Annotated in this window: 22 protein-coding genes; 5 read left to right on the top strand and 17 right to left on the bottom strand. The window is 57.7% G+C overall.

Going from position 1 to position 25596, the window contains the following annotated elements:
• Positions 1 to 72 precede the first annotated feature (72 nt).
• From KHO23_RS09870 to KHO23_RS09845, 6 genes are all read right to left on the bottom strand, one after another.
• The gene (locus KHO23_RS09870) at positions 73 to 1614 is read right to left on the bottom strand and encodes a M81 family metallopeptidase (RefSeq protein ID WP_211610840.1); all 1542 of its coding nucleotides are present in this window, start codon (positions 1612 to 1614) and stop codon (positions 73 to 75) included.
• 140 nt (positions 1615 to 1754) lie between these two features.
• A complete protein-coding gene (locus KHO23_RS09865; RefSeq protein ID WP_211610839.1) occupies positions 1755 to 2981 on the bottom strand; it encodes a tetratricopeptide repeat protein in 1227 nt (408 codons plus the stop codon).
• A 23-nt stretch (positions 2982 to 3004) separates the two neighbouring features.
• Positions 3005 to 3430, bottom strand: a complete 426-nt coding sequence (locus KHO23_RS09860; RefSeq protein WP_211610838.1) for an ExbD/TolR family protein — start codon at positions 3428 to 3430, stop codon at positions 3005 to 3007.
• 10 nt (positions 3431 to 3440) lie between these two features.
• Positions 3441 to 3869 carry an ExbD/TolR family protein gene (locus KHO23_RS09855; protein ID WP_211610837.1) on the bottom strand — a complete coding sequence of 143 codons (429 nt, stop codon included), beginning with the start codon at positions 3867 to 3869 and terminating at the stop codon, positions 3441 to 3443.
• Positions 3870 to 3881: 12 nt separating this feature from the next.
• Positions 3882 to 4829, bottom strand: a complete 948-nt coding sequence (locus KHO23_RS09850) for a MotA/TolQ/ExbB proton channel family protein (protein WP_211610836.1) — start codon at positions 4827 to 4829, stop codon at positions 3882 to 3884.
• Between the two features lie 69 nt (positions 4830 to 4898).
• A complete protein-coding gene (locus tag KHO23_RS09845; RefSeq protein ID WP_211610835.1) occupies positions 4899 to 5534 on the bottom strand; it encodes an energy transducer TonB in 636 nt (211 codons plus the stop codon).
• A gap of 188 nt (positions 5535 to 5722) precedes the next feature.
• On the opposite strand from KHO23_RS09845, the gene KHO23_RS09840 reads away from it, so the two are divergent.
• Positions 5723 to 6382, top strand: a complete 660-nt coding sequence (locus KHO23_RS09840) for a helix-turn-helix domain-containing protein (RefSeq protein ID WP_211610834.1) — start codon at positions 5723 to 5725, stop codon at positions 6380 to 6382.
• 158 nt (positions 6383 to 6540) lie between these two features.
• Here KHO23_RS09840 and KHO23_RS09835 read toward each other — a convergent pair whose 3' ends face one another.
• Positions 6541 to 8034, bottom strand: a complete 1494-nt coding sequence (locus tag KHO23_RS09835) for a M81 family metallopeptidase (RefSeq protein WP_211610833.1) — start codon at positions 8032 to 8034, stop codon at positions 6541 to 6543.
• Positions 8035 to 8528: 494 nt separating this feature from the next.
• Here KHO23_RS09835 and KHO23_RS09830 point away from each other — a divergent pair, with 494 nt between their 5' ends.
• From KHO23_RS09830 to KHO23_RS09820, 3 genes are all read left to right on the top strand, one after another.
• Positions 8529 to 9899, top strand: coding sequence for an MFS transporter (locus KHO23_RS09830; RefSeq protein ID WP_211610832.1), 1371 nt, complete (start codon positions 8529 to 8531; stop codon positions 9897 to 9899).
• Between the two features lie 180 nt (positions 9900 to 10079).
• Entirely contained in the window at positions 10080 to 11318 is a 1239-nt protein-coding gene (locus KHO23_RS09825; protein ID WP_211610831.1) for an NAD(P)/FAD-dependent oxidoreductase, read from the top strand.
• 163 nt (positions 11319 to 11481) lie between these two features.
• A complete protein-coding gene (locus tag KHO23_RS09820; RefSeq protein ID WP_211610830.1) occupies positions 11482 to 12315 on the top strand; it encodes a M55 family metallopeptidase in 834 nt (277 codons plus the stop codon).
• Positions 12316 to 13264: 949 nt separating this feature from the next.
• Here KHO23_RS09820 and KHO23_RS09815 read toward each other — a convergent pair.
• The 9 genes from KHO23_RS09815 to KHO23_RS09775 all read right to left on the bottom strand — a co-directional run bounded on the left by KHO23_RS09815 (position 13265) and on the right by KHO23_RS09775 (position 23759).
• The gene (locus KHO23_RS09815; protein ID WP_211610829.1) at positions 13265 to 14230 is read right to left on the bottom strand and encodes a PDR/VanB family oxidoreductase; all 966 of its coding nucleotides are present in this window, start codon (positions 14228 to 14230) and stop codon (positions 13265 to 13267) included.
• 78 nt (positions 14231 to 14308) lie between these two features.
• The gene (locus KHO23_RS09810) at positions 14309 to 15394 is read right to left on the bottom strand and encodes an aromatic ring-hydroxylating dioxygenase subunit alpha (RefSeq protein WP_211610828.1); all 1086 of its coding nucleotides are present in this window, start codon (positions 15392 to 15394) and stop codon (positions 14309 to 14311) included.
• Positions 15395 to 15830: 436 nt separating this feature from the next.
• Entirely contained in the window at positions 15831 to 16763 is a 933-nt protein-coding gene (locus KHO23_RS09805) for a LysR family transcriptional regulator (protein WP_211610827.1), read from the bottom strand.
• A gap of 150 nt (positions 16764 to 16913) precedes the next feature.
• Positions 16914 to 17483, bottom strand: a complete 570-nt coding sequence (locus KHO23_RS09800; protein ID WP_211610826.1) for an NADPH-dependent FMN reductase — start codon at positions 17481 to 17483, stop codon at positions 16914 to 16916.
• Positions 17484 to 17602: 119 nt separating this feature from the next.
• On the bottom strand, positions 17603 to 18952 hold the full coding sequence (gor, locus tag KHO23_RS09795) for a glutathione-disulfide reductase (RefSeq protein WP_211610825.1): 1350 nt from the start codon (positions 18950 to 18952) through the stop codon (positions 17603 to 17605).
• Between the two features lie 279 nt (positions 18953 to 19231).
• A complete protein-coding gene (locus KHO23_RS09790) occupies positions 19232 to 20224 on the bottom strand; it encodes a SphA family protein (protein ID WP_236066773.1) in 993 nt (330 codons plus the stop codon).
• A 577-nt stretch (positions 20225 to 20801) separates the two neighbouring features.
• Positions 20802 to 21578, bottom strand: a complete 777-nt coding sequence (locus KHO23_RS09785) for a cyclase family protein (RefSeq protein ID WP_211610824.1) — start codon at positions 21576 to 21578, stop codon at positions 20802 to 20804.
• Positions 21575 to 22750, bottom strand: coding sequence for an alpha/beta hydrolase family protein (locus KHO23_RS09780; RefSeq protein ID WP_211610823.1), 1176 nt, complete (start codon positions 22748 to 22750; stop codon positions 21575 to 21577). Before KHO23_RS09780 ends, KHO23_RS09785 begins: the two co-directional genes overlap by 4 nt.
• A gap of 79 nt (positions 22751 to 22829) precedes the next feature.
• On the bottom strand, positions 22830 to 23759 hold the full coding sequence (locus KHO23_RS09775) for a BKACE family enzyme (protein ID WP_211610822.1): 930 nt from the start codon (positions 23757 to 23759) through the stop codon (positions 22830 to 22832).
• A gap of 1181 nt (positions 23760 to 24940) precedes the next feature.
• Here KHO23_RS09775 and KHO23_RS09770 point away from each other — a divergent pair.
• Positions 24941 to 25189, top strand: a complete 249-nt coding sequence (locus KHO23_RS09770; protein ID WP_211610821.1) for a hypothetical protein — start codon at positions 24941 to 24943, stop codon at positions 25187 to 25189.
• Here the strand turns inward: KHO23_RS09770 and KHO23_RS09765 are convergent.
• On the bottom strand, positions 25175 to 25596 hold a 422-nt coding region (locus KHO23_RS09765), incomplete at its 5' end, for an IS66 family transposase (protein ID WP_236066771.1). The genes KHO23_RS09770 and KHO23_RS09765 overlap by 15 nt on opposite strands.

Raw genomic sequence — 25596 nt, 5'->3', positions numbered from 1 at the left:
GCGCAGACTGCCGGCGCGTAGCGACGCAACCGATGCAACCGACGCAGCGCGAGCGGTCCGGGTAAATAAAACTCAAACGTCCCGGGTTGTGTGAGCAACCTGCTCGGGCCCGACTCGCACAACATCCTCGTGGAGTGGCCAAATGTGTTGCGCGAGGCGTGAACGAGGAAACGATGCGACATCGGCAGAACTAAGACCGGGGCTGTCGACGGTAATGATTGCCGAGGCGAGGGCCTGGAATCCCGCCCGGAAATGATTGGAGCTTTTGAGCGCAACGATCTTGCGGCACTTCACGTCGATGCCATGAAGCAACAGCATGGCGTGATCGAAGGTTTGCGTCGGACGCGAGATAACAATGACGTCGACGCCCTCGATGATGAGCCTGCACGATGTCCCAACGTCGAATTGAAAGCCCTCCAGCATGGACCCGGGGAGACTCGTGAAGCGGCCGTCCGTAACGGCTTTGACGTACGCTTGCGCAACGATGGGAGTGCCTTGCATCTTTCCGAGCTTGCCGCCGAGTTTGACTTCTATCGTCGCGCCAACGCGGGCACGCTCAGCTTGTTGCACCACGTCTGCGTCATGAATCGCCACAAAGCATGCCGTTTCAGGCGGAAGGTGCGCGTTCAGAAGCGCCCGCAACAAATGCGTCGCATCGCCAGGCGCGCCGCCGCCAGGGTTGTCCGAGTTTTCGTTGATCACAACCAGACCTGACTCGACGGCAAGAGCCTGCCTGACGCCCTCCTCGGGAGCAACGATCCTGGGCCGGAACGCTTCGCGGTGCGCCCAGATCCAGTCGGCAACTTCATCGGCGCAGCGTCGCGCGAGCTCAAGGTCACCATCGGTCGTACACACCACCGTGGGGCACGGCGCGGGGATATCCGCGTACGGAAAGCCATGGAACCACGAGCAATCGATCACCCCCGGGCGTTCACCCATACGCATGCACAAATCGTTGACGTGTGCAGTGGGCAAACCAGGCTCCGTGCTCATGACCATACCCAGCATGGGCAGTTGATGCATTGCCGTGACCGGCTTGATCGCGCCGCGCACTGTCCGGGCCAGCAATTCGACAGCCTCGAGCCCACGTTGACCGAGGTCCGTATGCGGATAGAGCCGGCACGGCAGCGTCAGATCGCCGTTGACACGCATCTGCTCGGTCATCTGCCCATGCAGATCGTAGACCGATGCGATGGGCACCTTATCGCCGACCAACTCGCGTACCGCCGCAAGCAGGTCGCCTTCCAGATCGTCGATGCCCTCCACCACGCCCGCTCCGTGGGGCGCCATCAAGACGCCGTCAACCGGAAGTGCGTTCCTGATTCCGTCGAGGACAGCTTGCTTCATGTGCTCGTAGGCACTCGCGCGAATGGTTCCGGCCGGCCACGCCAAAGCCACAGTCGAGTAAGTCAGTTCAACCCCCAATGCGGCGGCGCCTTCGATGTATCCGCCTACCGTATGATTGGTTCCTGCGTACTCCGCTTCAACTTCATCGCCAACGAGGCACTTGAAGTTGGACAGCGGGGTGTAACCCGTGAACTCTGTCGCATAGGTATTGGTCTCGTGGCAGATTCCGCCGACGACAAATCTCAGGGTCGTGGTTGCATTATGCATGGGGGCCTTTTCGTAATAGGGGCTCAGACTTAGCGCCTCAAAACCTTTTTATATGTCACGCAATACCGACGACGAACGCATGCATTGCGTACCATTTATTAGCATCAGAACTCGCTCGAACCGCGACAAGGAACACTTTGTCACGTGCTACGCGTTGCGAGCTTCCACAGTCGCGCCAGTGTTGCCGCTTCGCCATTGCCAGCCACAGCGTCAAATGCATTCAGCGCCTTTCCCTTTTGGCCAGCGAGGTAGTAGGCAATGCCCAGATGCAAGCGCGCCTCGTTCGGATCCGTAAGGCCACCTTCTGCGAGGCCCGTTTCCATCAAGACTATGCCTTGCTGATTCCGTCCCGAGAGAGCCTCGTTGAAGCCGGCTTCGACAAGCGCGGCGCCGTTACCCGAAGTGGCGGCGGACAGCGGCTGAGCCGCTGCTTTGCTTGCAAGATTCTTGAGCCGCTCTCCGCGCCCGGCATCCGCGCCTTTGCTCAGTGCGCCGGAATCAAACCCCTGGGTCACCACGCTCAATGCCTCCGCACCATGCCCGGCCACAATCGCGAGCTGCGTCATCTCGATGTAGTCGCTTGCGCTATGCAGGTTGCCCGTCGCTCGCTTGAGACGATAGACATCGAGTTCGAATCGCCCCGCGAATTTTGGATCGGCCTGCAGGCGGTCGAAGAGCTCACCCCAATGAGCTGCCGTCGGATAATATTTGACGAGTTGTTCCAGCACAGTCGCGTAGCCGGCGTTGTTGTCCTGCTTCTGATAGCAACTCCCCAGCAGCCTCAGATCGCCAGCGTCAGGCGCTCGCCCCGCGCGCATCTGCGCATCCACCGCAGGCTGGAGAACTTTTTCTGCCGCACCGAAGTTGCCCGCCATGTAATAAGACTGCGCGAGCAGCGTTCTCATCTGCGGATCGCCTGCCCCCGCGCTTTGATAGCGCTGGCCCCATTGCACGGCCTGCACATAATTCCCCTGCTGATAGGCAAGACTCGCCAGAGCCGCCATCATTTTTTGTTGCTCCGCGACCGGCTGGCGGCCGCCCTGAATCAGGACTCCGTAGTCGCGCGCGGCCACCGCGAGTTCGCCGGCGGCAACGGCTGCCACGCCGCCCATCTGTGCAACGACATCGCGCTCGTATTGCGACTTGCCCGGCACGGCCTCTGCCTGCGCCACGCTCGCCAGCGCGTCCTTGTAGCGTTGCGCCTGGTACAACGCACGCGCAGTCTGCAATGGCCTGGCGACCTCCGGCCTGAGGGTCGCTGCCGGAAACGCCGACTTGCTGACGAGCACGGCGCTCACCCCGATCGTTAGAACCAGCGCACGCAACAGCGCGGACGACATGCGCCCAGAGATAAGTCCAAGACTCATTTTCCACCTACCCCAGACGGTTCCTACTGCATGAACTGCTCATTGCCGACGAGCGCGATTTTCGTGACCCCCTGACGTTGCGCTGCCGCCATCACAGCAGCCACGCGACGGTACGGCACCAACCGGTTGGGTCTGAGATGCAGCTCCAGCTGATCCGCCTGCGCCACCGCCTTCAGGTGCTGATCGAGATCCGCGAGGTCCGCGAGGGGTGCGCCGTTCCAGCTAATGGTGCCGTCAAAGTCCACGTCGACTTGCACCACCGGCGGCGCCTTGACGATGGGAGGCGGCGTACCCACAGGCATATTCATCTTTACCGCGTGCGACTGGATCGGAATCGTGATGATCAGCATAATGAGCAGCACCAGCATGACGTCGATTAATGGCGTCGTGTTGATTTCGACCAGTACTTCGGGTTCCTGATTACTACCCGCCGGAATGTTCATTCCCATTTATGCCTCCTCATCCGCCGTGCGCAACCGGATTCGTAATGAAATCTACCTTCGCGATGCCCGCTCGCTCGCACGCCACCACGACTTTTCCAACGTATTCGTAGCGCGCATTCTCGTCACCCCGGATCTGAACCTCGGGCTGCGGCTGCTGTACCGCGACCTGCTTCAGGCGCGCCACCAGCGTCGGCATATCGACGTGCTGTTCCGACCAGAACACGTCGCCATCCCGATTGACCGCAAGCACGATGTTCTTTGGCGTGGTCTGCAACGGCTGGATCGTCTGCGTCGGTAACTGGACATTCACGCTATGCGTGGCTACCGGAATCGTGAGCAGGAAGATGATGAGCAAAACCAGCATCACGTCTACCAGCGGCGTGGTGTTGATCGACGACATCACCTCATCGTGCTCGTCGCTGCCTTGTCCTGTACTCATGGCCATAATCTGCTCCGCTTACGACGTTGCTGCCTTCATGGATCGGTGCAACGACGCGTCGTCAGGAACAGAATACGAAGAACCCTTCGTGACCGTACCCGCACCGCTCAGGAGCACGGTATGCAGTTGGGCGCCGAAGCCGCGCACCCGCTCCATGACGGCCTTGTTGCGGCGTACGAGGAAGTTGTAGCCGAGCACCGCCGGCACGGCGACCGCCAGGCCGATGGCGGTCATGATAAGCGCTTCACCCACCGGGCCCGCCACCTTGTCGATCGACGCCTGTCCAGCAATACCGATTGCTGTCAGCGCATGGTAGATACCCCAGACCGTACCGAACAGACCCACAAAAGGCGCTGTCGAGCCGACCGTCGCGAGAAACGCGAGACCATCCTGCAAGCGGTTGGAAACAACCGTGGTTGCCCGTTCGATCGACACGCTGATCCAGGTGTTGAGATCGACCTTTTCAAGCAGCGCGCCTTCATGATGGCGACTTGCTTCGATTCCGCTGCCTGCTATGAAGCGAAATGGACTGCCTTCGTCCAACTGTTGCATGCCGGCTTCGAGGGACGGCGCATCCCATACCGTCTCGTCCGCCGAGCGCGCACGACGGTTCGCGCGGAATTGCTCGAAAAATTTGGTCACCATGATGTACCAGCTACCCATCGACATGATCACCAGGATGACGAGCGTGCCCCGCGAAACGATGTCGCCCCCCTTCCACAACGCATCGAGCCCGTACGGATTCGACACCGCTTCGGTCATCGCCACCGGCGGCGGCGGAGTGGGCTGGTCTGCCTGCGCTGCGGGCGCTTGTGCAGCCAGTGTCGCGGTCGTCGGTGCGCTCGGCGAGGTTGCCGTGCTACTGGCGGACTGCGCATAGGCCGCCCCCGTTCCGGTCAGCAGTGCAACAGAGGTCAGGGCAAACATGGCGCTCACCGCAATGGCGGCCAAACTCGGGTTCTTCATGTCATCACTCCAGGATCGTTCTTCATAGACCTGGCGGGTGGCGCCCGCCAGCATTGCTTGACATCGCCTTCAGTTCAGGTTGAACGAGAAGGGCACCTTGACACGGACGTCCTCGCCTTGCGAAACACAGTTGAACTGTTTGACTGCATTCGCTGCGGCCCGATCGAGAACCGGGTCCGCGGACTTCACCACCTGTACGTCCTGCATGTTTCCATGGGCATCCACCACGAACTCCACCAGTACGTCCCCTGTAATATTGTTGCGCTGAGCTTCGCGCGGATACTGCATCGACTGCCTGACCTGCTGCGAATTCGGACACACCACACCCACTTCCGTGTGCACCGTATGCGAGGGCGCGGCGGCCACGACCGGCGCGGGCATAGGCGCGGCCTGCGGTTGCGGCGTCGCCGAGCGCTGTGCAACGACCGGCTGGGGCGATTGCACGGGAACGGCCACTTCAGGCGGCGGAATAAACGGCGGCGGTGGCGCGAATTTCGGCGGGGGCGGCAATACGATTGCGGGCTTGGGCTGAGGCGGCTTCACCTCTTCGACGACTCTTGTTTCGATAGGCTTGCGGATCACCTCATACACCTTGGAGGCAAGACCGTTCACCAGAACGTAGATGAGTACCACGTGTAGGAGTGCCACAAATCCAATGCCACTAAAGCGGCTTGCGGAATTGTGGCGCTGAGCAGCAAATTTCATTCGTGTCTCCTGCAAGCACCCACGCCTGTCGGCGCGCCCCGGGTGTCATGTCTCATATGGCGGCGTGAACCATACCTTACACCAATAATTTTCCAAATAGAACATTTTTTTCCACAATGAATAATTGTGAGCGTAATGCACATGTAATGCAATTTTTGGCATACTGATCGTCTATACGGAAAAAATTTATGCGGAAAAAACCTGTCACCCACGATCTGACCAGTCCGAGCAAGCCCGGCCAGGCCATTCGCGCGCTGCGTAACAGGCTCGGGCTGACATTGCAGGAAGTCAGCCAGCGCACCGGACTCGCCATCTCGACCATCTCGAAGCTCGAGATGGGACGGGCGTCCCTGTCCTATGAAAAGCTTTCGGTTGTGAGCGCCGGGTTGGGCGTCAACATGTCGGAGTTGCTGGGACTTCTCGGCGATAGCTCGGCCAGCGAGGGTGCCCCGTCGGTCCCGGGCAGACGTATCATCCAGCGGCAAGGCGAGGGCGTGGCGGTGCGGACCGGCCCCTACACGGAAACCTTTCTTGCCGTAGAGTTGCTTAACAAGCAGTTAGTACCGCTGATTGCAGACGTGCGTTCTCGCACCATTCAGGAGTTCATCGAGGAATTCGGCAGCCTGATCAGGCATTCGGGCGAAGAATTTACCTACATACTGGAAGGCGAAATCGAGTTTCACACCGAGTTCTATGCGCCTGTGAGGCTCAAGCAAGGCGAGTCGGTCTATTTCGATAGCAGCATGGGACACGCATTCCTTGCCGCATCCGACGGTCCGTGCCGCCTTCTCTCTGTGTGCACGAGTCCCGAAGAGCGCGTCATCGAGCAACTGCAGAAGCAGGAATAATCCAGTCTCCCAAGCGCTCGCACCAGGTCCTGCCTGATGCGGCAATGCTCGACGCCGGATTGACGACCTGATTCAGCCAGGCACGCGGCCAGCCTGTGGTGATGTTCCCCACCTTCACGCGGCCTAAGCCGCGCATCTTGTCAGGCAAATTTGCAAACTTAAGCGTGGCCTTGTGTCTGTCCACGGAGAAGTGGGTCGCCGAAAGGGTTCTCGACACGTGGCCAATAATTGAGACTGCGAACGCGATACGGGATATTGACGAAGTCAGGGGTTAATGCCCCCGGCGTCGATACGTAGAGCACTTCTCGTGCGATCGGCGCAAATTTTGCATGGAAGTGCTGCGAGGATTTGACTACGACAATGCGCTTGCTCGCGAGATCGATTCCGAGCTCGGTGAACGCAGTGGGCGCAAACGTCTGTTCGCGCACCGTCATCAATACGATGTCAATGTTGTCATCCGTAGACACCCACGCCGCCGAACGCAATGGGCGTGCCATAGCGCCCATGTTTTGATGATGCTCGTCCGTAAGCGCGCGCACCGTGACCGTCAAATCCAGCGGCGCGCCGGAACTCACCCCCAACTTACCGCCGATCCGGAGCGTAAGCCGCGTGCCGACACCTGCTTCCCTGCAAACCTGAACCGCGCCGATGTCGTACATGCAGCCAAGCGCTACGTCTGCGATGCCGCGCTCGATGAGCCGCCGCAGAATGAACGTGCTGTCGCATGGCGCGCCGCCGCCCGGATTGTCCGCGAGATCGGCCAGCACCACAGGACCGCCGTCGCCAGCCAGCGCGCGATCCAGCGCGTCGTCAATCGACAGGTGCGCCGGGCGTGCCGCTTCACGCATGTCCCATAACTCCTGGCCTAGCTGCGCCGCAATGCGCTGAGCCGTAGCTTCATCGTTGTCGGTGACCACCCAGATTCTGGCGCCCGTCTCCACCACATCTCCCCATGGAAACCCATGGCCAAACGACACGGACAATACGCCGTCCCTCCCCTCCAGTGACTGCATGCGCTTGACGAAGCTGATCATCGGTTCGCTGGTGGTATGCCATTTACCTACCATGCGGCAATCGTGTACCGCGGTCACCGGACGGATGCGGCCTTCGGCAGTCGCCACGGTCAACGCGAAGACTTCTCGCAGGCGCTCGATAATGTCCGTATGCGGATATTCCTTGTAGCAGACGATCACGTTTGCGTTGCGCTGCATCTGCTCGGTAAAGTGGCAATGCAAATCGAGCTCCACGCCGATCGGCACCTCGTCGCCGACCAGTGCGCGAACAGCCTCGAGCAGATCGCCTTCGCAGTCGTCACAGTGCTCCGCGATCATTGCGCCATGCAATATCAGCAGCACGGCGTCGACGGGAAGCGCCGCTCGCAGATCCGCGAGAATTTCCTCGCGAAAACTGTCGTACACGTGCTGTGCTGTACGGCCTGCGGGTTGCGCCATCGCCGACAGGCTCTCGACTATTTCGTGACCCTGCTCGGCCGCCAGTCGGCGCAATTCGGCCGCTCCCGCCCCGAGCCCATCCGGCGCCACCTTGCTGGCATCGCCGTGATAAATCCCGAATGCCTCGTAGCCGCCAAGTCCGGTCGGACTTGGCGCGAAGGTATTCGTTTCGGTGATCAGCGTTGTGGTGAAGATCTTCATTAATCGCGCTCCTGAGTCGCGTTGTCGTTCGTCCGTACGAAGTGCAGATTCAGCGAGCGGGTGGTACTCAACCGGAAGCCGCGGACCCGTCCCGCGTCTTCCCGTTCGACGACCAGCACCGCCGGCACGCTCAACTCGCACCCGCATCGGCGCAATGGGACGCAGTATATTGATCAATTTTCCATTAAGTCAATTTTTTCTAAAAAAGATAATTTTGATCTCGTTCGAGGCGCGGCCGGCATAACTTGCGACCCTCGCAGGGCCATCGCATTGCGCCACAAGCCCCGCCCGAGTAGGCACGAGACCTTCTCAACGACGGGCTCCCATGCAGTCGCTGCCCTGATCGATCACCCGTTTGGCAGCAACGGAGAAAAGCCTAGGTGTATTTTCCATATTGTAAATATTTTTCTTATTTGGCACTATCCTGAAAAACCACCGTGCCGACGACGACCGGCCGGGACACTTGCATCCCAGGATGCCTAACAGGAATTGGCATGTCATCTACTTCAAATTCCCGCCGCGGTATCGGTCTGATGCGCCTGGGCGGATACGGCGCGGCCGGATCAGCCAACGTGCTCGCCCATGCGCTAGTTCCCATGCTGCTTCTGTACTTCCTCACGGAATACGTGCATATCGAACCGTGGCTTGCCGGGATCATTCTCGCGGCGCCAAAATTCTGGGACGTCCTTGTCGACATGCCGATCGGACGTTATTCGGACCAGTTGGCGCTGCGCGCGGGCAGCCGTCTACGCGTCTGTATCTGGAGTGGGCTCGCGCTTATGGTGCTTCTGCCCCTCACCTTCTTTCATCCCCCGCTCACCTCAAAGCCGCTGCTTGTCGCGTATTACGTGCTGGTCCAGATTCTGCAAGCGACTTGCTATACCGTCTCCGGTGTCACTTTTCTCGCCCTGGCCGGTGACCTGGCAGCGGATTCCAACCAGCGCAACAAATTACTCACTACCGGGAACCTCGGCGCCGCCCTCACCACGATTGCTCTGGTGGTTTGCGTACCGGCCCTGGTCCGGCTCGGCGGCGGTGGCGAGCGGGGCTACCTAAGCATGACCCTTGTGGTGGTGCTGGCGATGGCGTTCATGTACTCGTGGTTTTACAGCGCCGTTCGCAACGCCCCGGTTCACCCCGCCGTATTGTCAGAATCCTCCGCGGAAATGTCACTGCGTGACGGCATCGCCGCTGTCCTGACCAACCGGGCGTTCGTTATGCTCGTGATCGTGATCATCGCTCTCGGCACAGCAGGAGGTTGTATGAACTCCCTGATGGCCTATGAAAATCAGTATCTGCTTGGACGCCGCGCCGAGGACCTGTTCCTGCTGGCAGGACCGGTACTGATTGGCGGCCTGCTCGGTCTGCCGCTTGCCGTTCCAGCATTGCGCCGCCTCGGTGACAATGGAACGCTACGGATAGGCTTTCTCGTCACTGTCGCCGCATTTATCAGTTACTGGGCCGGTCTTGCCAGTGGGTTGATACCGGTGGTCATGGTGGCCGGCGTGATCTACGGCATCATCTGTTCAGTAGCCGGTCTGGCCTTAACGGCCGCGGTGCTCGACACCGTAAAATCGGCCAAGGGAGGGCCGTCTCTCGGGCTTTACCTGGGCATGTTCATGTCCGCGCAAAAGCTTGGCATGTCACTCGGTGGCGTCGTCTCGGGTGGCCTCCTGTCGCTCATCGGCTATCACGCAGGCGCGCCGGTCACTATCGAATTACATCACCGCATTGCCCTGTTGGGTCTGGTGGGTCCTCTGGTTCCCCTGCTGATTGCCTGTGCCGCCATCTGGATGTTCGGGATCTATAGCGAGCCGCGTTTGACAGACAACAATCCGGTTGACTCTTGCGCCGAAACCTTCTGACTACACCGGGCAGTGGGGGAAGCAAATGGCACAAAGCGCTCGCCGCCGGTGATGGCGGCCGTCGCCGAAGACAGTCCGGGTACCCCCGACACCAAAGAACACCATGTCACGCGAAAACAGACTTCGTCAAACCAGAAGGCGTGTGGGCGCTGACGTGAAACGAATCATAAGGAACGGCCGATGAAGTTCGATACCATCGTGCTCGGCGCCGGCATAGTGGGTGTGTCGGTGGCCGCGCACCTGCAAAAACGCGACCGGTCGGTTGCACTCGTGGATCTCAAGCTACCAGGCAACGAGACGTCGTTCGGCAATGCTGGACTGATTCAGCGCGAAGGCGTCTATCCGCATGCGTTTCCGCGCGAATTGCAGACGCTCCTGCGCTACGCACGCAACCAGTCGACCGATGTCCGATACCACCCGGACGCGATGTTCAAGCTCGCGCCTTTCCTGTGGCAGTACTGGCGCAATTCGCACCCGCGCCGCCATGCGGCGATCGCACGCTCCTATGCCACGCTGATCGAACACTGCCTGACCGAGCACCGGGCGCTTGCGCAAGAGGCCGGTGCAAGTTCGTTGCTGCGTCCGATCGGCTGGATGAAAGTTTTTAGAACGGCAGCCAAACAGGACGAGGAGACGAGGCTCGCCGAGCGGTGGCATCGTGAATTCGGCATCGAGTTCGATTTGCTTGACGCCACGCGCTTGCGTCAGACTGAACCGGATCTGGATACCTCGCTGCTTGCCGCGCTCCGCTATGTCGAACCCGATTCGGTAAGCGATCCCAATGCGCTGGTGACTGCCTACGCAAGGTATTTTGAGCAACTAGGCGGCCGCTTTTTCATCGGCGATGGCAGCACGCTCAAGGACAAGTGGGCGGTGGATACCCATGAAGGGAAGATTGAAGCCACATCCGTCGTCGTGGCGATGGGACCCTGGTCGGAACAGGTTACCTCGCGGTTGGGTTATCGCTTGCCGCTGGCCGTCAAGCGTGGCTATCACATGCACTATGAGGCGCAATCGGAAGCGCGCCTGAACCACCCGGTGCTCGACATCGAGCATGGCTACCTGATCGCCCCGATGAGCCGCGGAATCAGGCTGACTACAGGCGTCGAGCTGGCGCGTCGTGACGCGCCCCGAACGCCAACGCAACTGAACGCCGTTGAACCGATTGCGCGCACGCTGTTTCCTCTTGGGCCGCGTATCGACCGCGAACCATGGATGGGATCACGCCCCTGCACACCCGACATGATGCCGATTATTGGTCCTGCAAGCCGTCACAAAGATCTCTGGTTCGCATTCGGCCACGCCCATCACGGATTTACGCTGGGCGCCGTTACCGGGCGCCTGGTTGCTGAGATGATTACCGAAGAATCCCTATTGGTGGACCCTCACCCGTTTCGCACCGGCCGATTCAGTGCATGATGTCGCCAGTATTGCTAACGGATTTGTCAATTTGTCGAGACCAAGACGGCACTTTTGAGCGCTACCTCGCTGTCGGGCCGCGATGGCCGTCGACGTCTTTCATTACTCAACGTTGCGCCCCCTTTCGTGCGGCTGCTAAATAAACCTGACTTTAATTTTCCCCATGAACGTCCTGATTTCAGTCGACATAGAAGGCATTGCCGGTGTGCTTCATCCCGAGCAGACACGTGCGGGTAACGGCGAATATGAACGTGCTCGCCGCTGGATGACGCTTGAAGCAAAGGCCGCTATACAAGGCGCATTTGCCGGCGGCGCAACCCAGGTCTGGGTCAACGATTCGCACAGCGGATTCCGCAACTTGCTGCCGGATCTGCTCGACGCCCGCGCACAGGTCATACTCGGTAAGCCCCGGCAGCTTGGCATGATGGCAGGGCTGGAGTACGGAGCCGAGCTCGTATTCATGATTGGATACCACGCGATGTCGCAGAGCCGCGGCATTCTTGCGCACACCATCAACAGCTTCGCGTTTGCGCGGGTGTTGTTGAACGGCGTGGAGACCGGTGAAGCCGGGTTGTACGGTGCGATGGCAGCGGAATACGGCGCAAGGGTCGCGCTGCTTTCAGGCGACGATGTTTTCGCCGAGGAAACGCGAGCGCAATTTCCCGATGCAAGCTTCGTCGTTACCAAGAGCGCGACGGGTCATGCGAGCTGCGTGACAAAGACGCCGGAAAGCGCGTGCGTGGCGATCGAGCGAGCAGCGCGCGCAGTGGTTGAGCGTCATCTGGCGGAGGGTACGATCCGGGATTCCGCGCATGTGTCACCAATGCCGGTTGAATGCGAACTGCGTGTGCAGACTACCGCACTTGCTGATCTTTTTTGTCAGTGGCCATCGCTGACTCGCGTGGATGGCGTGACGCTGCACTTCAACGCAGCGTCCGTCGAACATGTTGTGCGTATGTTGAACTGCCTGTCGGCGATGTCGTTCATGCTGAGGTGAGCAGTCGGAGGCTCACGCTGTGCGTTGCAGAGCGCGCCATGTCGAACTGACTGGCAGTCTCGCCGATGCTCCCGTCTAATCCGAAGACGCGAGCGAAAACAATCCTTCCAACGCGTTGACGCATTTTCCGCGGAAACGTCTGCGATCTGCATGTAGAGACCACAGCCGTCGGCGTAATGGACCGGGGACACCTCCTTCGCAATCCTCAGTGCGCTGAGCCAGCCGGTTTGTGGAAGCAGCAAGCACGTCGTTACCCACAAATCGCTTTTAAATCAGCGACCTACAAGACGTTTATGGAAGATTGTAGAGGAACCCGATTGATTTCCGGAAAACCAACCAAATAACTTCCGTTTTGGGTCGTTCAAGCGATCAAACCTACATTATTTCGCTGGCCTGTTACCCAAATAACTTTCGCGATTGATTGTTTTTAACCATAAAACTTCCGCCATCGCAGGAGCGCGACCAAGCCAGCAGTTTCAAGACGGCTTTGAACAGTCCCAGTCAACAACGTCTAGGCGAGCGTCCCGAATTCGGCCTTAGCGGACGTTCGTCGCCGGGCGGGATTACCTATGAATGTCCGCTTGCGGGTGGTTCCGCGTCAGGCAGCCGCCGGCAAGGAGCGGCCACTTGCGCGATTGGCTTGAACGGCCGGCAAACGAGGTGCAAACGGACAGTCGAAGCTTGCGTGCCGATTTTTTATGCAGAAGACGACTTGCGCATGTCGGTCAGCAGCTGCGGGCGCCTGCTTGGACGTTGTTTGTTCATTGCATCAGCCCCGACACGTGGTGTTATCGAGCAGCTTCAACCTCGCCAACTAGCGGCGGCTTGGCAGGACACCGTATAGACACGATTTGACACACGACGCACCGTACTCAGATATCACAGGCGCTTTGCAGAAATTCTTTACCGAACAATGTACATGTCTACCTAGACAATCGCCGCGAGCGGACTAAAGATCAAGCACTAAACGCCGTGACAAGGAGCGCGAGCAACACGGTGTAAAGCGGTCGTTCCGAGCATGTTCCTCATCTGTGAGATAGACGTCTTGGTGATCCGGGTCGCCTGCGAGAACCCGTGTGAGGCAAGTGCCGCACACTCCAGCCTCGCATGACACTGGCAAGTCGATGCCGTTCTCGCGCAGGACTGCGACCACCGATTTTTCGGCCGGCACCGTAAATATTCCGCCGCTGCGAGCCAGTTCAATCTCAAACCATTCAGGGTTTGGCGCTGCCACTGGAAGCGAAAAGTACTCGTAATGGATCCGCTCTTGCGCCCAACCGGCGCCTTTAGCCGCATCGACTATCCAATTGATGAAACCCGTAGGTCCGCAGACATAAAGATGCGTCCCGTGGCTTTCGTGCGCAAATATCTTCTCGAGTGCTGGTGGTGGCTTGCCCGCTTCATCATCGAGATGAAAATGAACACGATCGCGAAAAGCCGACGCAGCGATATGTCCGGCAAACGCCATCCTATCTGCTGACCGGCCATAGTAATGAAAGGTGAAATCGCTGTCGTTCCGGGAAAGCACTTCGGCCATGCATAAGATAGGGGTGACACCAATGCCACCGGCGAACATGAGGTACCGTTCAGCAGACGCCAGCTGAAAATGATTCCGGGGCGCACTGACGCGAAGGATGTCACCCTGCTTAACCAAATCATGCACTGCCATCGATCCACCGCGAGAATTGGGATCGCGCAATACGCCGATACGGTAGTGGTGTCTTTCGTCCGGATGATTGCATAACGAATATTGACGGACGAGACCACCCGGAAGATGGACATCGATGTGGGAGCCAGCCGAAAACGCAGGCAGAATATCTCCGCGAGCATCCGCAAGTTCAATACTACATATATCTTTCGCCTCCACCCACTTGCGCGCAACACGGACGGCGATTGTAAAAACTGTCTGGTTCATTGTGTTTTCAGTCTGTAGACGACGCCAGCCGACCTACGGAGAGAACCGGTTGGCAGGATCTGGTCAAGAACGTTCCCATCAGCCCAATGCGGTGAGCGCTCGCTCCACGGGATCGAACGTCATTTCGTCGTGAATCATCTTCTCGAACATCCGACGCCCAGTCACGCAGACCGCGTCGGCTCTAACAAGAACCTCCGAAGTCAATCGACTCTTCTGGATCATTTCCTCAGTATATTCGGAGGCCATGATGTCTTCGGGTATCACGCGATTCTTTTGATAGTCGAACAACTGCTGGGATACGCCGCGATCACTGCTCCACGACTGGCCCGCCGCGAAGAAATAGTTGGTGCTGTGACGGGTGGCAGGCGTCACGGCGTGATAAACCCGCAATGAGCCCAAGAGCTCACCGGGAGTGCCGTCGGCTTTCTGCGGAAGAGAAATCTGGGTACCACCAACATGCAGGCACGGCAAAAACAATTTGAGTCCCTGCACCCTGTCCACCTTGCCACTGAAATTCAGGAACCGGGAGAAGAAGTCGGGAATGTCGACATTGCGCTGCGTATAGACACTGGATACCCAGTTCGGGCCAGTTTTGACTTCAGGAACCGTGTCCTGTGCACCACCGCCACTTCCGAAGCTGGGCATGTGCAGGTATCCGACATGCGTCAGATCAAACAGGTTGTCATGCAAAAGCATGTACCGACCCCCGACAAGATTGTAACCGCCGCTAACGATCAGATGATCGCCATCGCCTAGACCGAGTTCATCCACGCTCGGGATCAGGCTTTCGTCCGCCAGTGCGGGATCACCCATCCAGATCCAAAGCCACCGCCACTGCTCAACAATGGGATAGGAGCGGACCCGGCAGGCTGCCGGTACAGCGGACTGGCTCGGGATAGCCGCGCAACTGCCATCGGGCCGAAAAGTGATGCCGTGATAACCGCACTGAATATCGTCACCGACAATGCGGCTTCTACCCAGCGGAAAGCTGCGATGTGGGCAACGCCCTTCAAGGGCGACAGGCTTACCGTTCTCCGTGCGGTAAAGCGCGACGGGCTCGTCGAGAATCCAGCGCTCCATCGGCTCTCGCGTCACCTCCTCAGACCATGCCGCTATGTACCATTGGTTTCTGGCTGCAAATAGACCATCGGGCAGTGGATACATTTGAATCTGTCTCCTGATTAATTTGTTTGTTCCGGTTGCGCCGCGCGGCGACCGTGTGCAGAAGACAGCTGCTCACAGAGTTGCGGACTTCCGTGTCCCAACCGGGCCGTGCAGGCAACGTTGCCAATTGCCTCCCAAGCCTGCTGCAACTGTCGACTGCCCATATAGTCCGTGTTTAAGACCGACAAGGGAAATCGTCAGTAGCGATGCCAGTTATAGCGCCGACCTATGCGAGCGACATGCTGTTGTTCCGGAAGGGTGCTAGACACTACCTGTAGTGGACCCTACAGCCACAGAATGAAAATCAGACGGGCAGGAGAAGCGAGCGGCTTGGGCTCGCAACGACGAAACATATAATGCCGGCGACGCGAATCCCCGAATCGCATGTGGGTTCCGCATAGGCAGACACACCAAAAAGTCGCTAGTACTCCAGCCGTCAGTGCCCTGCCCGCAGTTCTTGCGCGGCCAATTGAAGCACCGCCCGGAACCACCGATGCCCCGCATCGTTGTCGTTCCTTGGATGCCAGTAGACGTGCTCTTCGAAATCAGGAACTTCAAACGGAAGAGGTAGTGTCCGCACGCGCTGCGCACCGCGCATGGCGATCAACTTTTCGGGCGCCGTCGCGATCACTCCAGTTTGCGCAACGGCGTCGAGTGTCAGCTGAAAGTTCGGGAACCATGCCATCACCCGCGGCTGCCTCGATTGTCGACGCAACGCCTGCTCGCTAAGAGACACTGTTTGACCCGCAAAGCGGGTCTCAACGTAGGGGAGTTCGCAAAGCTCATCGAAACTTATGGTGTTGCCGACAGCGCTATTGTCATTCGCGACCGCAAGCACCAATCGATCCGAAAACAAGTCGACCGAGGACAGCGGTCCATCGAAATTGGCTGGCTCCATTAGCAACCGCTGGGGGATCGCGATTGCGATGTCGATTTGACCATCCACAAGCCGCGCGAACGTATCGGCAAATAGATCGTCGAACTGAACGCTGACCTGTGGGGCAACCTTACCCAAATATCTGATAACAGGGATCGCTAGAAGATCGCTGCAGTAAGTGGACGCGCACACGCGGAGAATCCGCTGCGCCTTCGCCGGGTCGAAATCCTCAGCACCGTTGGTAAGTGCCCGTATTTCGAACAGAATGTTTTTGACCGGCTGTGCAAGTGTACGTGCACGCGGCGTCAACTCGAGCCGTCGTCCCATCTTTTCCAGCAACGGGTCCGAAAAATGCCAACGCAACTTCTGAAGCGCAGCACTCATGCCTGGTTGCGAAATGTTCATGCGTTCAGCGGCGCGCGTAACATTTTTCTCGCTGAGCAGAGCGTCGAGTGCGAGCAGAAGATTCAGATCAAGGCCCCCAAGGTGCACGCCTGTCTCCAGTCAGACTAGCTTTTCATTATCCGTTGCAGGTCAATCGAACAAAATATGGCAAGCTACGCAAAATCCACGGCCTTCGCTGCGAGAGGCGCTGTGCGAGTTGCCAGAAGCATATGCGCGCACTTCGCCCGCAGAAAAACTTTACGATTGTCTCTCCTGCCTCACAAAATCGACCAACCGCTGCAGCGCACCGATTGCCAAATCCAGCGAAATTCCGTCCGACAGTATGCCGTTCACGACTTTGCCTCCGATGCCCCCCAGAGCAACTGGGGGCATAATGATCTGACGAGACAGCGTGGAGGCAAATAACTGCTGGAGATGGACGTGCGCCCGCACCCCGCCATACAGGCTGGGAGAGGCCGTGATACAGACTACCGGCTTGTCCTTCAATACCGACTCATAAGCCGGCCGGGATGCCCAATCGATGGCGTTTTTCAGTGCCGCCGGCAGACCATGGTTGTATTCAGGCGTGACGACAAGCAACCCGTCACAATCTCGAATCCTCTCCTTAAATACAGTGACTGCCACAGGCCGCGTCTGTTCATCATCCAGATCCTGGTTGTAAAACGGCAAAGAACTAATTGCCGCCTGCTCCACGCGCACGTTAACAGGCACATGATCAATCAGCGTCCGCAGTACGGCCGTGGAGTAAGACTGCGCTCGCAGGCTGCCGCAAACTGCCAGCAATGAGACATGGGGGTTCGTGTTCATCGATTGAGTGTCCTCTTTTTGCTAAAAAAATGCTCACTATGCGTGAAGCACCATGACAGGCATCGGGTGCAAAAACAACTATTCTCGCTTCCAAAATTAATGGAGTCCGGACTTGCCAATCAGCGCGTGGTCCGTAACGTAACAAACTCTTCAGCAAGCGTCGGATGCACACCAAGCGTTGCGTCAAAGTCGGCCTTCCGCGCCCCTGCCTTGAGAGCAATTGCCAGCCCCTGAATGATCTCCGCGGCGTCGGCCCCCACAATATGAGCCCCAAGCACCCTGTCCGACTTTCCATCCACGACGAGCTTGACAAGGGAGCGCTCTTCGCGCAATGAAAGTGCTGCCCGCATTGGCCGGAAACTGCTCCCGTATATCTTGACGTCTTCAAACTGCGCTTTCGCTTGCTCCTCGCTAAGCCCGACAGAGGCCGCTTGTGGTTGGCTGAATACAGCAAATGGGACGTTGTTATGCGAGATCGCGCGAGATTGCCCCCCAAATACTGTATCCGCAAACGCATGCCCCTCATGAATCGCGACCGGGGTCAGCTTGAGCCGATTGGTGACATCGCCCACGGCATAGACATGCGGATTGGTTGTGCGAGAAAATTCGTTCACCGTGATCGCACCGTCTCCGTCAACGTCAACTCCAACCGTATCCAGGCGTAGCCCGCTAGTAGCACAGTGACGGCCGGTGGCAACCATCACTGCATCCACCTCGCACACTGATCCATTCGACAGATAAACGGACAGCGCGTCTCGTGCGCGTTCCACCGCCGTCACGTCGACACCAAGACGAAGGTCGACACCGGTACGTGCTATTTCGTCCGCAAGGTGGAAACGGAGTTCATCGTCGAACCCACGAAGAATCTGGTTCCCGCGATGCAATTGAACCACCTGCGTACCGAGGCCATTGAAGATGCCTGCAAACTCACATGCGATGTAGCCTCCCCCGACAATCGCCACGCGGCGTGGTGCGTCCCGCAAGTTGAATACTTCGTCTGAGGTAACCGTGAACTCTGCTCCGGGCACGTCAAGGCGGGCGGGCGTCGCACCCGTTGCAAGAAGAACGACCTTCGCAGTAATCACTTCGCCATTCAGGCGGATCCGATGCGGCCCATCCAGTTCCGCACGACCACTGAAAACAGCAACCCCAGCCTTATCGAGCAAGCTGCGGTAGATGCCTTCGAGTCGGTCTATTTCCTTGTCCCTCGCCGCGACCATGGCAGCCCAGTCATGAACATATGCTCCGAGCGTCCAGCCATACCCTCTCGAATCCTCAAAGGCGCTCCTGAACTGTGATGCGTACATCATAAGTTTCTTGGGCACACAGCCACGAATCACACATGTTCCGCCCAGCCGGAAAGCTTCTGCGATGCCAACCCTCGCCCCATACCCTGCCGCCACGCGACTCGCGCGGACGCCGCCTGAACCACCGCCAATGACAAAAAGATCGAAATCGTAAGTCTGCATGCGTTTGCTCTCTGTATGCGTGAATGGCTCAAATCGCGAAGTTGGGCCACCGGGCCCTTCCTCCTCAAAACCCGATCGACTTCATAACATCGACTTTCTCCCGACAACGTATCGTCGCTCCCAACATGATGGGCATGCGTATTCCTACATTCAAGTTGATGATTTGAATCCATTTCATTCAAGCCGTGAATGGCGATGGCACACTATGCTGCTGTTCATCGCGAAAATCTGAGCTCATATCAGCGGCCAACCAACTTGTGTTCTTATGTTCCCTCCCCCTTATAGATTGAGAGGAAAGGTGAACTCAATCCAGGCCCGATCGCCCTTCGGCCGATTCCTGACGTCGAACTCGTGTTGCCATTTAAAGACGATCCCGGAATCACGTGTGAAATTGAGCCGGATCTGCGGACCAATAGCGTATGCCCTTCCGCGAAACCCATTCCCGTCCACTGGCGCGCCGTTTTGGGTGTCATTGGTCACTTGTTGCAGGACGTAGCCCTGCACCCCAAGTTGAAGCTTCGGAAGAACCGAGTACCCAGCAACCCAGTCCAAGACGACCAGATTCCCCGAGTGGTAACCATCTGCGTGATTGGGAGAATTGATTTCATAGCCAAGTGTCGCCGAGAACTCAGAACGTGGGAATGGAACGGCTGTCACCTTCAGGGCAGGAATGAACGCATAGGTATTCGATCCCGTGTTGACCAAGCGCGATGCCGAATACGAACCTATCGGCAACACGAAATCCAATGCGAGCAAACCAAAGAAAGTCTTATCCGGGTTGGAGTATCCAATATTCAGACTGTGAATCGTCAGATCCCCGAAGCCCCATCGGTTGGCACTTCCAAAGGGCAGAGTCGTCCCAGCATGAACGATAGGCAGGGCGAACCCGGATGTGAAAGTAACCGGCCCTAATGTGTCTCCCCATGTGTGCAATACGCGCGGCGCCATTGCGAATACATTAACCTTGAAACCCGGGATAGCGCTTCCGCCGTTCTGCCCGACGAACCGGCTCGCTGTATAGAACGTCGAATAATCGTAGAACTGCGTAGTTCCCGGGGCAGGCACAATGGCATTCAAAACGGTATCGATCCCAATAGGATAGGTCTGTTGCCCATTTTCGGTGGCGTAGGCCTTTCCGGAAAGGCCAAGCACCCCGAACAGAACCGCTGCCTCCAGACTTGTTCTCCAACGCATAATCGTCTCCAAATTTATATAGTCATTTTTAATCCGATATTTCGTACTCTTTTTTCTTATATTTATAAGTAATGCCAATTTTTTCCGTTCTCCTTCTCCTGATCTTTGACTGCCTGATTGCCCCGCCCGCGCGTCCGACACCACCGGCATATCCGTTAATTGCGTAGCCGGGATCGCGACGTTGACGTTATCCGAATCGCGCTGTAGCTCTTGATGCCCCGAGCGGTCGGTACGTTCTCCAATATTTCGTCCTCGCCTTCGTCAAAACAGTAAGGTCAAAAAATTCTTCGAATCTCAGGCGGTGCGCATTGCCGGTCGTTCCGGGCCCGGCGGGAATAGGCGCCACGCCCCGTCCTGATGACGAAAAAAGAACAGTGAGATCGGGCCTGCGGCTCTCATTGTCTCGACGCATACATAGCATTCGCGTCTGGATCGTCTGTTCCGGAATTCCGTAATCCGAACACCCTTCGCAGGATCAGGAGCCAGCCAGTGCTCCACCATCACGCGTAGCGACCTTTCCGTACCAGACATCAACTTCTCCTTCCCTTCACCTGGTGCCGCGATCCTGTGTCGGCAGGCGTGATACGACCATCGCCACGCTTAGTCCCATTCACCCGTTCAACTACGGTCTCCTAACCCGCTATACCGGCCCGTGTCACGTGTCCAGGATCGCAACCGCCCGGGTCCAGCCTGCCGATGCTGCGCGGATCTTGAACGGAAAGCAGGCGATCGTGAATCCGTCCGGGGGAAGAGCCTCGAGGTTATGCAGCTTTTCAAGGTGGCAGTAGCCCACTTGCCGCCCAGCCTTGTGTCCCTCCCATATCAGCGAGGGATCACCGGTCTCGGCGAATTTCGTCTTTGTGTGCACAAACGGGGCGTCCCAGCTCCATCCGTCCGTTCCTGTGACTCTTACCCCGCGTTCAAGCAGGTAAAGGGTAGCTGCCGCGCCCATGCCGCAGCCGGCACTCACGTAATCGTCGGCACCGTATCGCTTTCCCGCCGACGTGTTGATCACCGCAATTTCGAGCGGCTTCAGTTCATGGCCAATCCGGTCCAACTCCGCCTCGACGTCTTCGGGCTGGACGACGTATCCATCGGGAAAATGGCGGAAGTCTAGCTTCACGCCCGGCTGAAAGCACCAATCGAGCGGGACCTCGTCGATCGTGATAGCCCGCTTACCACCGTCCATCGTCGACGCAAAATGATAAGGCGCATCAAGGTGCGTACCGTTATGCGTGATGAGCTCGACGCGCTCGATAGCCCACGCCTCTTCGTCCGGCAGGTCCTCTTGTCGCAAGCCCGGAAAGAAGCTGACGAGCTCAGGGAGTGACCTCGTATGATCCACGTAGTCGATTTTCGGCCGATAGACTGGCGGATCGGAGACAACATCGTTTTCCAGATAGATCGACAGGTCAATGAACGTGCGACTCATTTCCGCACTCCCATCGCGCCGATTTCTGCGAACGTTTCGCTGACCCAGTCGGCGATATAATCCCGCGTATTGCTCATGTTGTCCGCGCTGACGTGTTCAACACCCCCTTCTTTCGCCGTGAAGAACTTCAGTTCACGCTTCGGACTATTGACCGCGCCATCGTATTGCGAATGCGCGTACTCCAGAGGAATCTGACGGTCTTTAGCGCCGTGCGTAACCAGAAACGGCACCGTGATCCGGTCAATGACATTCTCAAGCGTAATTCGCGGAGCAAATGCCATGAACTCGTCCAGACTCCCCTTGCCCCAAACCCATTGAACGTGCTCCCAGTAGTGGGGTACGGGGCGATCGCCCTCCCGCGCCAAACGACGTTTCTGCAGCTCACCCCAATTGAAATTCGCACCCCATGCAACGCAAAGCCGGTAGCGCTTCTCGAACGCGGCCACCCGCGGAGCGTAATAACCGCCAAGAGACCAGGCGCAAACACCCAGCATGTCGGAGTCGACATCACGGCGTGTCTGAAGGTAGTCAGCTACCGCACTTCCCCAGATCTCACTCTCCACGACGGCGTGCAGTCCGCGCAGGCGCAATGCCTCACCCACCCCTGGCTGGTCAACCATCAGGGTCGAAATGCCGCGGCGGGCCAACGCCTGCGCGATCCCTGATCCATAGATCATTTCCTTAGTGCTGTCCAAGCCGTTAAAGTGCGCAATGCACGGTGCCGGCGTTCCGTCTTTACGATCGGCCCGGACGAACAGACCTGCGAGCACCGTGCCCTGGTACGGAATTTCAACACGCTCGCAGTTTTCTTCGTGTAACTCGGTAAAGCGCGAAAAACTCTCCAACATCTTTGAATAGGCAAGCTTCCGCGGCACATAGTCCCGATTCTGCATGCGCTCCGCAGTCAGAAAATACGTTGCTGCCCTCCCGAGCTTAGCCCCAGCGCTCAATCGCCGTCCTCGTAGTTCGTCGTCTTCGGCGAGCTCCAGGAGACGCTCCGCCTGGTCACACCAGGCCTTAAAAAAAGACTCCGTCCCTTCGCTATCTGGAAGCAGTGACGCCTCCACGAGTTGCCGGCAAATTACGTCGACTTCACCGATGTTTCCACCCATCCCCAATGCAAGGTTGGCGGACAGATTCCAGACATAGTTCTTGGGAAAATATTCGAGCATTTCATTCCTCTCTACCGGCGCCATGGTGTGTATCACCATGCGCGCCAAGTGTTTCAATGGGCCGAGCTTTCGGGTTCCCTTAGAACGCCGTCCTGCCACGCCCTTTCAAGCCGAGCATTTCACGAGCTTCATCAGGCGTCGCAACGTCAAGGGATAGCTCCTCGAGAATTCGCCGTATCTTGCGGACCTGCTCTGCATTCGACGTCGCCAACTGGCCGCGGCCGAGATACAGACTGTCCTCCAGACCAACCCGGACATTCCCGCCGAGAATGGCCCCGAGCGTGACAAGCGGCAACTGGTGCCGCCCCGCGCCCAGGATTGAAAAGCGGTAGTTCTGACGACCAAAAAGACGATCGGCCGTTGTGCGCATGATGGTCAGATTCTCTGGATCCGGGCCCATGCCGCCCAGTACCCCATAGATCGACTGTATGAAAAGTGGAGGCTTTACAAGCCCTTCATCCACGAAGTGCGCGAGGTTATAGAGGTGGCCGAGGTCGTAACACTCAAACTCAAACCGGGTCCCACACCCTTCGCCCAGTTCGCGGAGAATGTGACCGATGTCCCGGAATGTGTTGCGGAAAATGATGTCCTCGGTTCCTTCCACATAGGGACGCTCCCATTCGAAGCGCCATTGCTTTATCTTCCGCGCGACTGGATGAATCGAGAAATTCATCGAACCCATATTCAAGGAACACATTTCCGGCTTTGCAAGAAGTGGGTACGCAAGCCGATCCTGCAGCGTCATGCTTGTGCTGCCTCCCGTGGTGATGTTGATTACCGCATCCGTCTGCTCAGCAATGCGCGGAACGAACGCCGAGAACACAGCAGGGTCAGCAGTCGGTCGGCCGTCGATCGGGTCACGGGCGTGCAGATGCAGGATGGCGGCTCCTGCTTCCGCTGCCTCTATAGCCTGCGCGGCGATCTGATCAGGGGTCAGCGGCAGATGCTCAGACATAGACGGTGTGTGAAGCGCGCCCGTCACCGCACAGCTAATAATTACCTTGTTCACTCAATTCCTCCAGATTCAATTTCGCGGCATTGCATGGGAATTCGGATGCCATCAGTTGCCATCCAGCCCCGTTGAAATTCCTTGTGTGCGCATCTTCCCCAGGGCGCACGAAAGCGAACTCTCCGGACGTTCCTTGGGTTCTGGAATTGCGCTAGATCGATGCCGTCGTTCCCGCACGTGAGACGATAGAGGCATGAACGCGCTGCGATTCTCCGCGCTGGCGTTTCAGCGGACGCAGATGCCCGCGGTCCACCGTCTGCGAGTTCGGGTCAGGTCGCACTCAGCCAACATTGACGTCTCCTTGACAGAATCGTCTGTCGATTCCTTTTTTACTGTTTCGTGGGCAGCATCCGACATCCTCGCGAAATGCCTGCGGCGGACTACAGCGTCGCCCGGACTTCTGGCATGACCGGCACACGGTTCATGTGTGCAATCATCGAATGCGAATTGGTTTTTCTCAACTTGATTATTTGAATCTCACACATTCACCCGATGAATGTATAAGTCGCTGAACTCCACCATGATGAAATCAACGGTAGCTGGCCGCTCCTGCCTACAGTCCACCCGCATGTCGAAGCGAACAGCGACCGCCCCTGGAAGACACCTGGGCGTTACTGTGCGCTCTATCCCAGGCCAACAGCACTAGATGGCCGAGCGTTCGATTTGTATCTGAAGGTGGTGACGTCGTCTGGCATCAACGACGAAGGCGCCGTAGGAGGCACCAACGCGATCCCTATGGTTGAAGAGCAAACGCTCAACCAAGCGTTTTATCGCGCTCACAAACCTATAGTTGCGGGCTCCGTAGGCGGCCACCTTAAAAGCCACTACTAGCCAGTAGTGTCCGCAAAGTGCCTATCAATCGGATAGTTCATCTTCTCTCACGACTGCGACAAGCATTCACGCCGTGAATTGGTCGCATTTAAACAATCAAGTTGAGAAACGCCTTCTCGTGACGGATCATTCAGGTACCCGTTCGAAAACAGGCGACGACCGCAAGCCGGTACCGATGCCATAGGAGACAGCAACAATGAACCCCACATTCCGTCCTCCGGATCGTATGCCTCAACGCGATCGGGGAACGACGTCACCGTTCTCCTGAAATTTTCGCGCCCGGCAGCGCTGAGACTATTTCCGTTAGTCCCCTGAGAGCACATTTATTTCAGTTCTTCTAAAGGTTCTATATGCCGATTATTGGTATCAAGTCGCTCGTTTACGGTGTTGAGGATGTCGAACTCAGCACGCGATTCTTCAGTGATTTTGGACTTCCCCTGATTGAAGGTGATGACAAAAATTCGACCTTCCAACTTGAAGAGGGATCGTCAGTCGTCATCCGTCAACTTGCAGACCCTCTTCGTAAGCGTCCGAGCGAGGCCGTCCTTGACGCGAATTGCAATTTGGAGGGCGAGCAAGCGAAGTTAGGCGGCGTATGAGGGCAACTGATCAGCAACAGCCCACGGCAGCAGTTCGCTTATCTGATTGACCGGATGGTCGGCAATGCAAGAGAGGACATGGCGCAGATAAGCCTCGGGATCGAGGCCGTTGAGTTTGGCGGTCGCGACCAACGTGTAGATCGCGGCGCCTCGCTCACCACCGCTGTCAGAGCCGAAGTGCAGGAAGTTTTTGCGGCCGAGCGCTACCGCTCGTAACGCACGTTCGGCGGCGTTATTGTCGATCTCAACTGCGCCATCATCGATAAACAACGTGAGCGCCTGCCATTGATTCAGCAAGTAGTTGATCGCTTTAGCTGTATCACCTTTCTGCGACACCATACTCAACGTCGAGCGCAGCCAGAGCTCGAAGTCGTTCATCAGCGGGCGGGTTCTTTCTTGTCGCACGC

This window comes from Paraburkholderia haematera (assembly GCF_905220975.1).
Taxonomy (GTDB): domain Bacteria; phylum Pseudomonadota; class Gammaproteobacteria; order Burkholderiales; family Burkholderiaceae; genus Paraburkholderia; species Paraburkholderia haematera.
The sequence above is the reverse complement of the archived record's forward strand: the minus strand, read 5'-3'. Positions and strand labels throughout refer to the sequence as shown.

Excerpts from the sequence above, each read along its gene's own strand:
- KHO23_RS09870 (WP_211610840.1), bottom strand. The coding sequence starts at position 1,614 with ATGCATAATGCAACCACGACCCTGAGATTTGTCGTCGGCGGAATCTGC.
- KHO23_RS09865 (WP_211610839.1), bottom strand. The coding sequence starts at position 2,981 with ATGAGTCTTGGACTTATCTCTGGGCGCATGTCGTCCGCGCTGTTGCGT.
- KHO23_RS09860 (WP_211610838.1), bottom strand. The coding sequence starts at position 3,430 with ATGGGAATGAACATTCCGGCGGGTAGTAATCAGGAACCCGAAGTACTG.
- KHO23_RS09855 (WP_211610837.1), bottom strand. The coding sequence starts at position 3,869 with ATGGCCATGAGTACAGGACAAGGCAGCGACGAGCACGATGAGGTGATG.
- KHO23_RS09850 (WP_211610836.1), bottom strand. The coding sequence starts at position 4,829 with ATGAAGAACCCGAGTTTGGCCGCCATTGCGGTGAGCGCCATGTTTGCC.
- KHO23_RS09845 (WP_211610835.1), bottom strand. The coding sequence starts at position 5,534 with ATGAAATTTGCTGCTCAGCGCCACAATTCCGCAAGCCGCTTTAGTGGC.
- KHO23_RS09840 (WP_211610834.1), top strand. The coding sequence starts at position 5,723 with ATGCGGAAAAAACCTGTCACCCACGATCTGACCAGTCCGAGCAAGCCC.
- KHO23_RS09835 (WP_211610833.1), bottom strand. The coding sequence starts at position 8,034 with ATGAAGATCTTCACCACAACGCTGATCACCGAAACGAATACCTTCGCG.
- KHO23_RS09830 (WP_211610832.1), top strand. The coding sequence starts at position 8,529 with ATGTCATCTACTTCAAATTCCCGCCGCGGTATCGGTCTGATGCGCCTG.
- KHO23_RS09825 (WP_211610831.1), top strand. The coding sequence starts at position 10,080 with ATGAAGTTCGATACCATCGTGCTCGGCGCCGGCATAGTGGGTGTGTCG.
- KHO23_RS09820 (WP_211610830.1), top strand. The coding sequence starts at position 11,482 with ATGAACGTCCTGATTTCAGTCGACATAGAAGGCATTGCCGGTGTGCTT.
- KHO23_RS09815 (WP_211610829.1), bottom strand. The coding sequence starts at position 14,230 with ATGAACCAGACAGTTTTTACAATCGCCGTCCGTGTTGCGCGCAAGTGG.
- KHO23_RS09810 (WP_211610828.1), bottom strand. The coding sequence starts at position 15,394 with ATGTATCCACTGCCCGATGGTCTATTTGCAGCCAGAAACCAATGGTAC.
- KHO23_RS09800 (WP_211610826.1), bottom strand. The coding sequence starts at position 17,483 with ATGAACACGAACCCCCATGTCTCATTGCTGGCAGTTTGCGGCAGCCTG.
- gor (WP_211610825.1), bottom strand. The coding sequence starts at position 18,952 with ATGCAGACTTACGATTTCGATCTTTTTGTCATTGGCGGTGGTTCAGGC.
- KHO23_RS09785 (WP_211610824.1), bottom strand. The coding sequence starts at position 21,578 with ATGAGTCGCACGTTCATTGACCTGTCGATCTATCTGGAAAACGATGTT.
- KHO23_RS09780 (WP_211610823.1), bottom strand. The coding sequence starts at position 22,750 with ATGCTCGAATATTTTCCCAAGAACTATGTCTGGAATCTGTCCGCCAAC.
- KHO23_RS09770 (WP_211610821.1), top strand. The coding sequence starts at position 24,941 with ATGCCGATTATTGGTATCAAGTCGCTCGTTTACGGTGTTGAGGATGTC.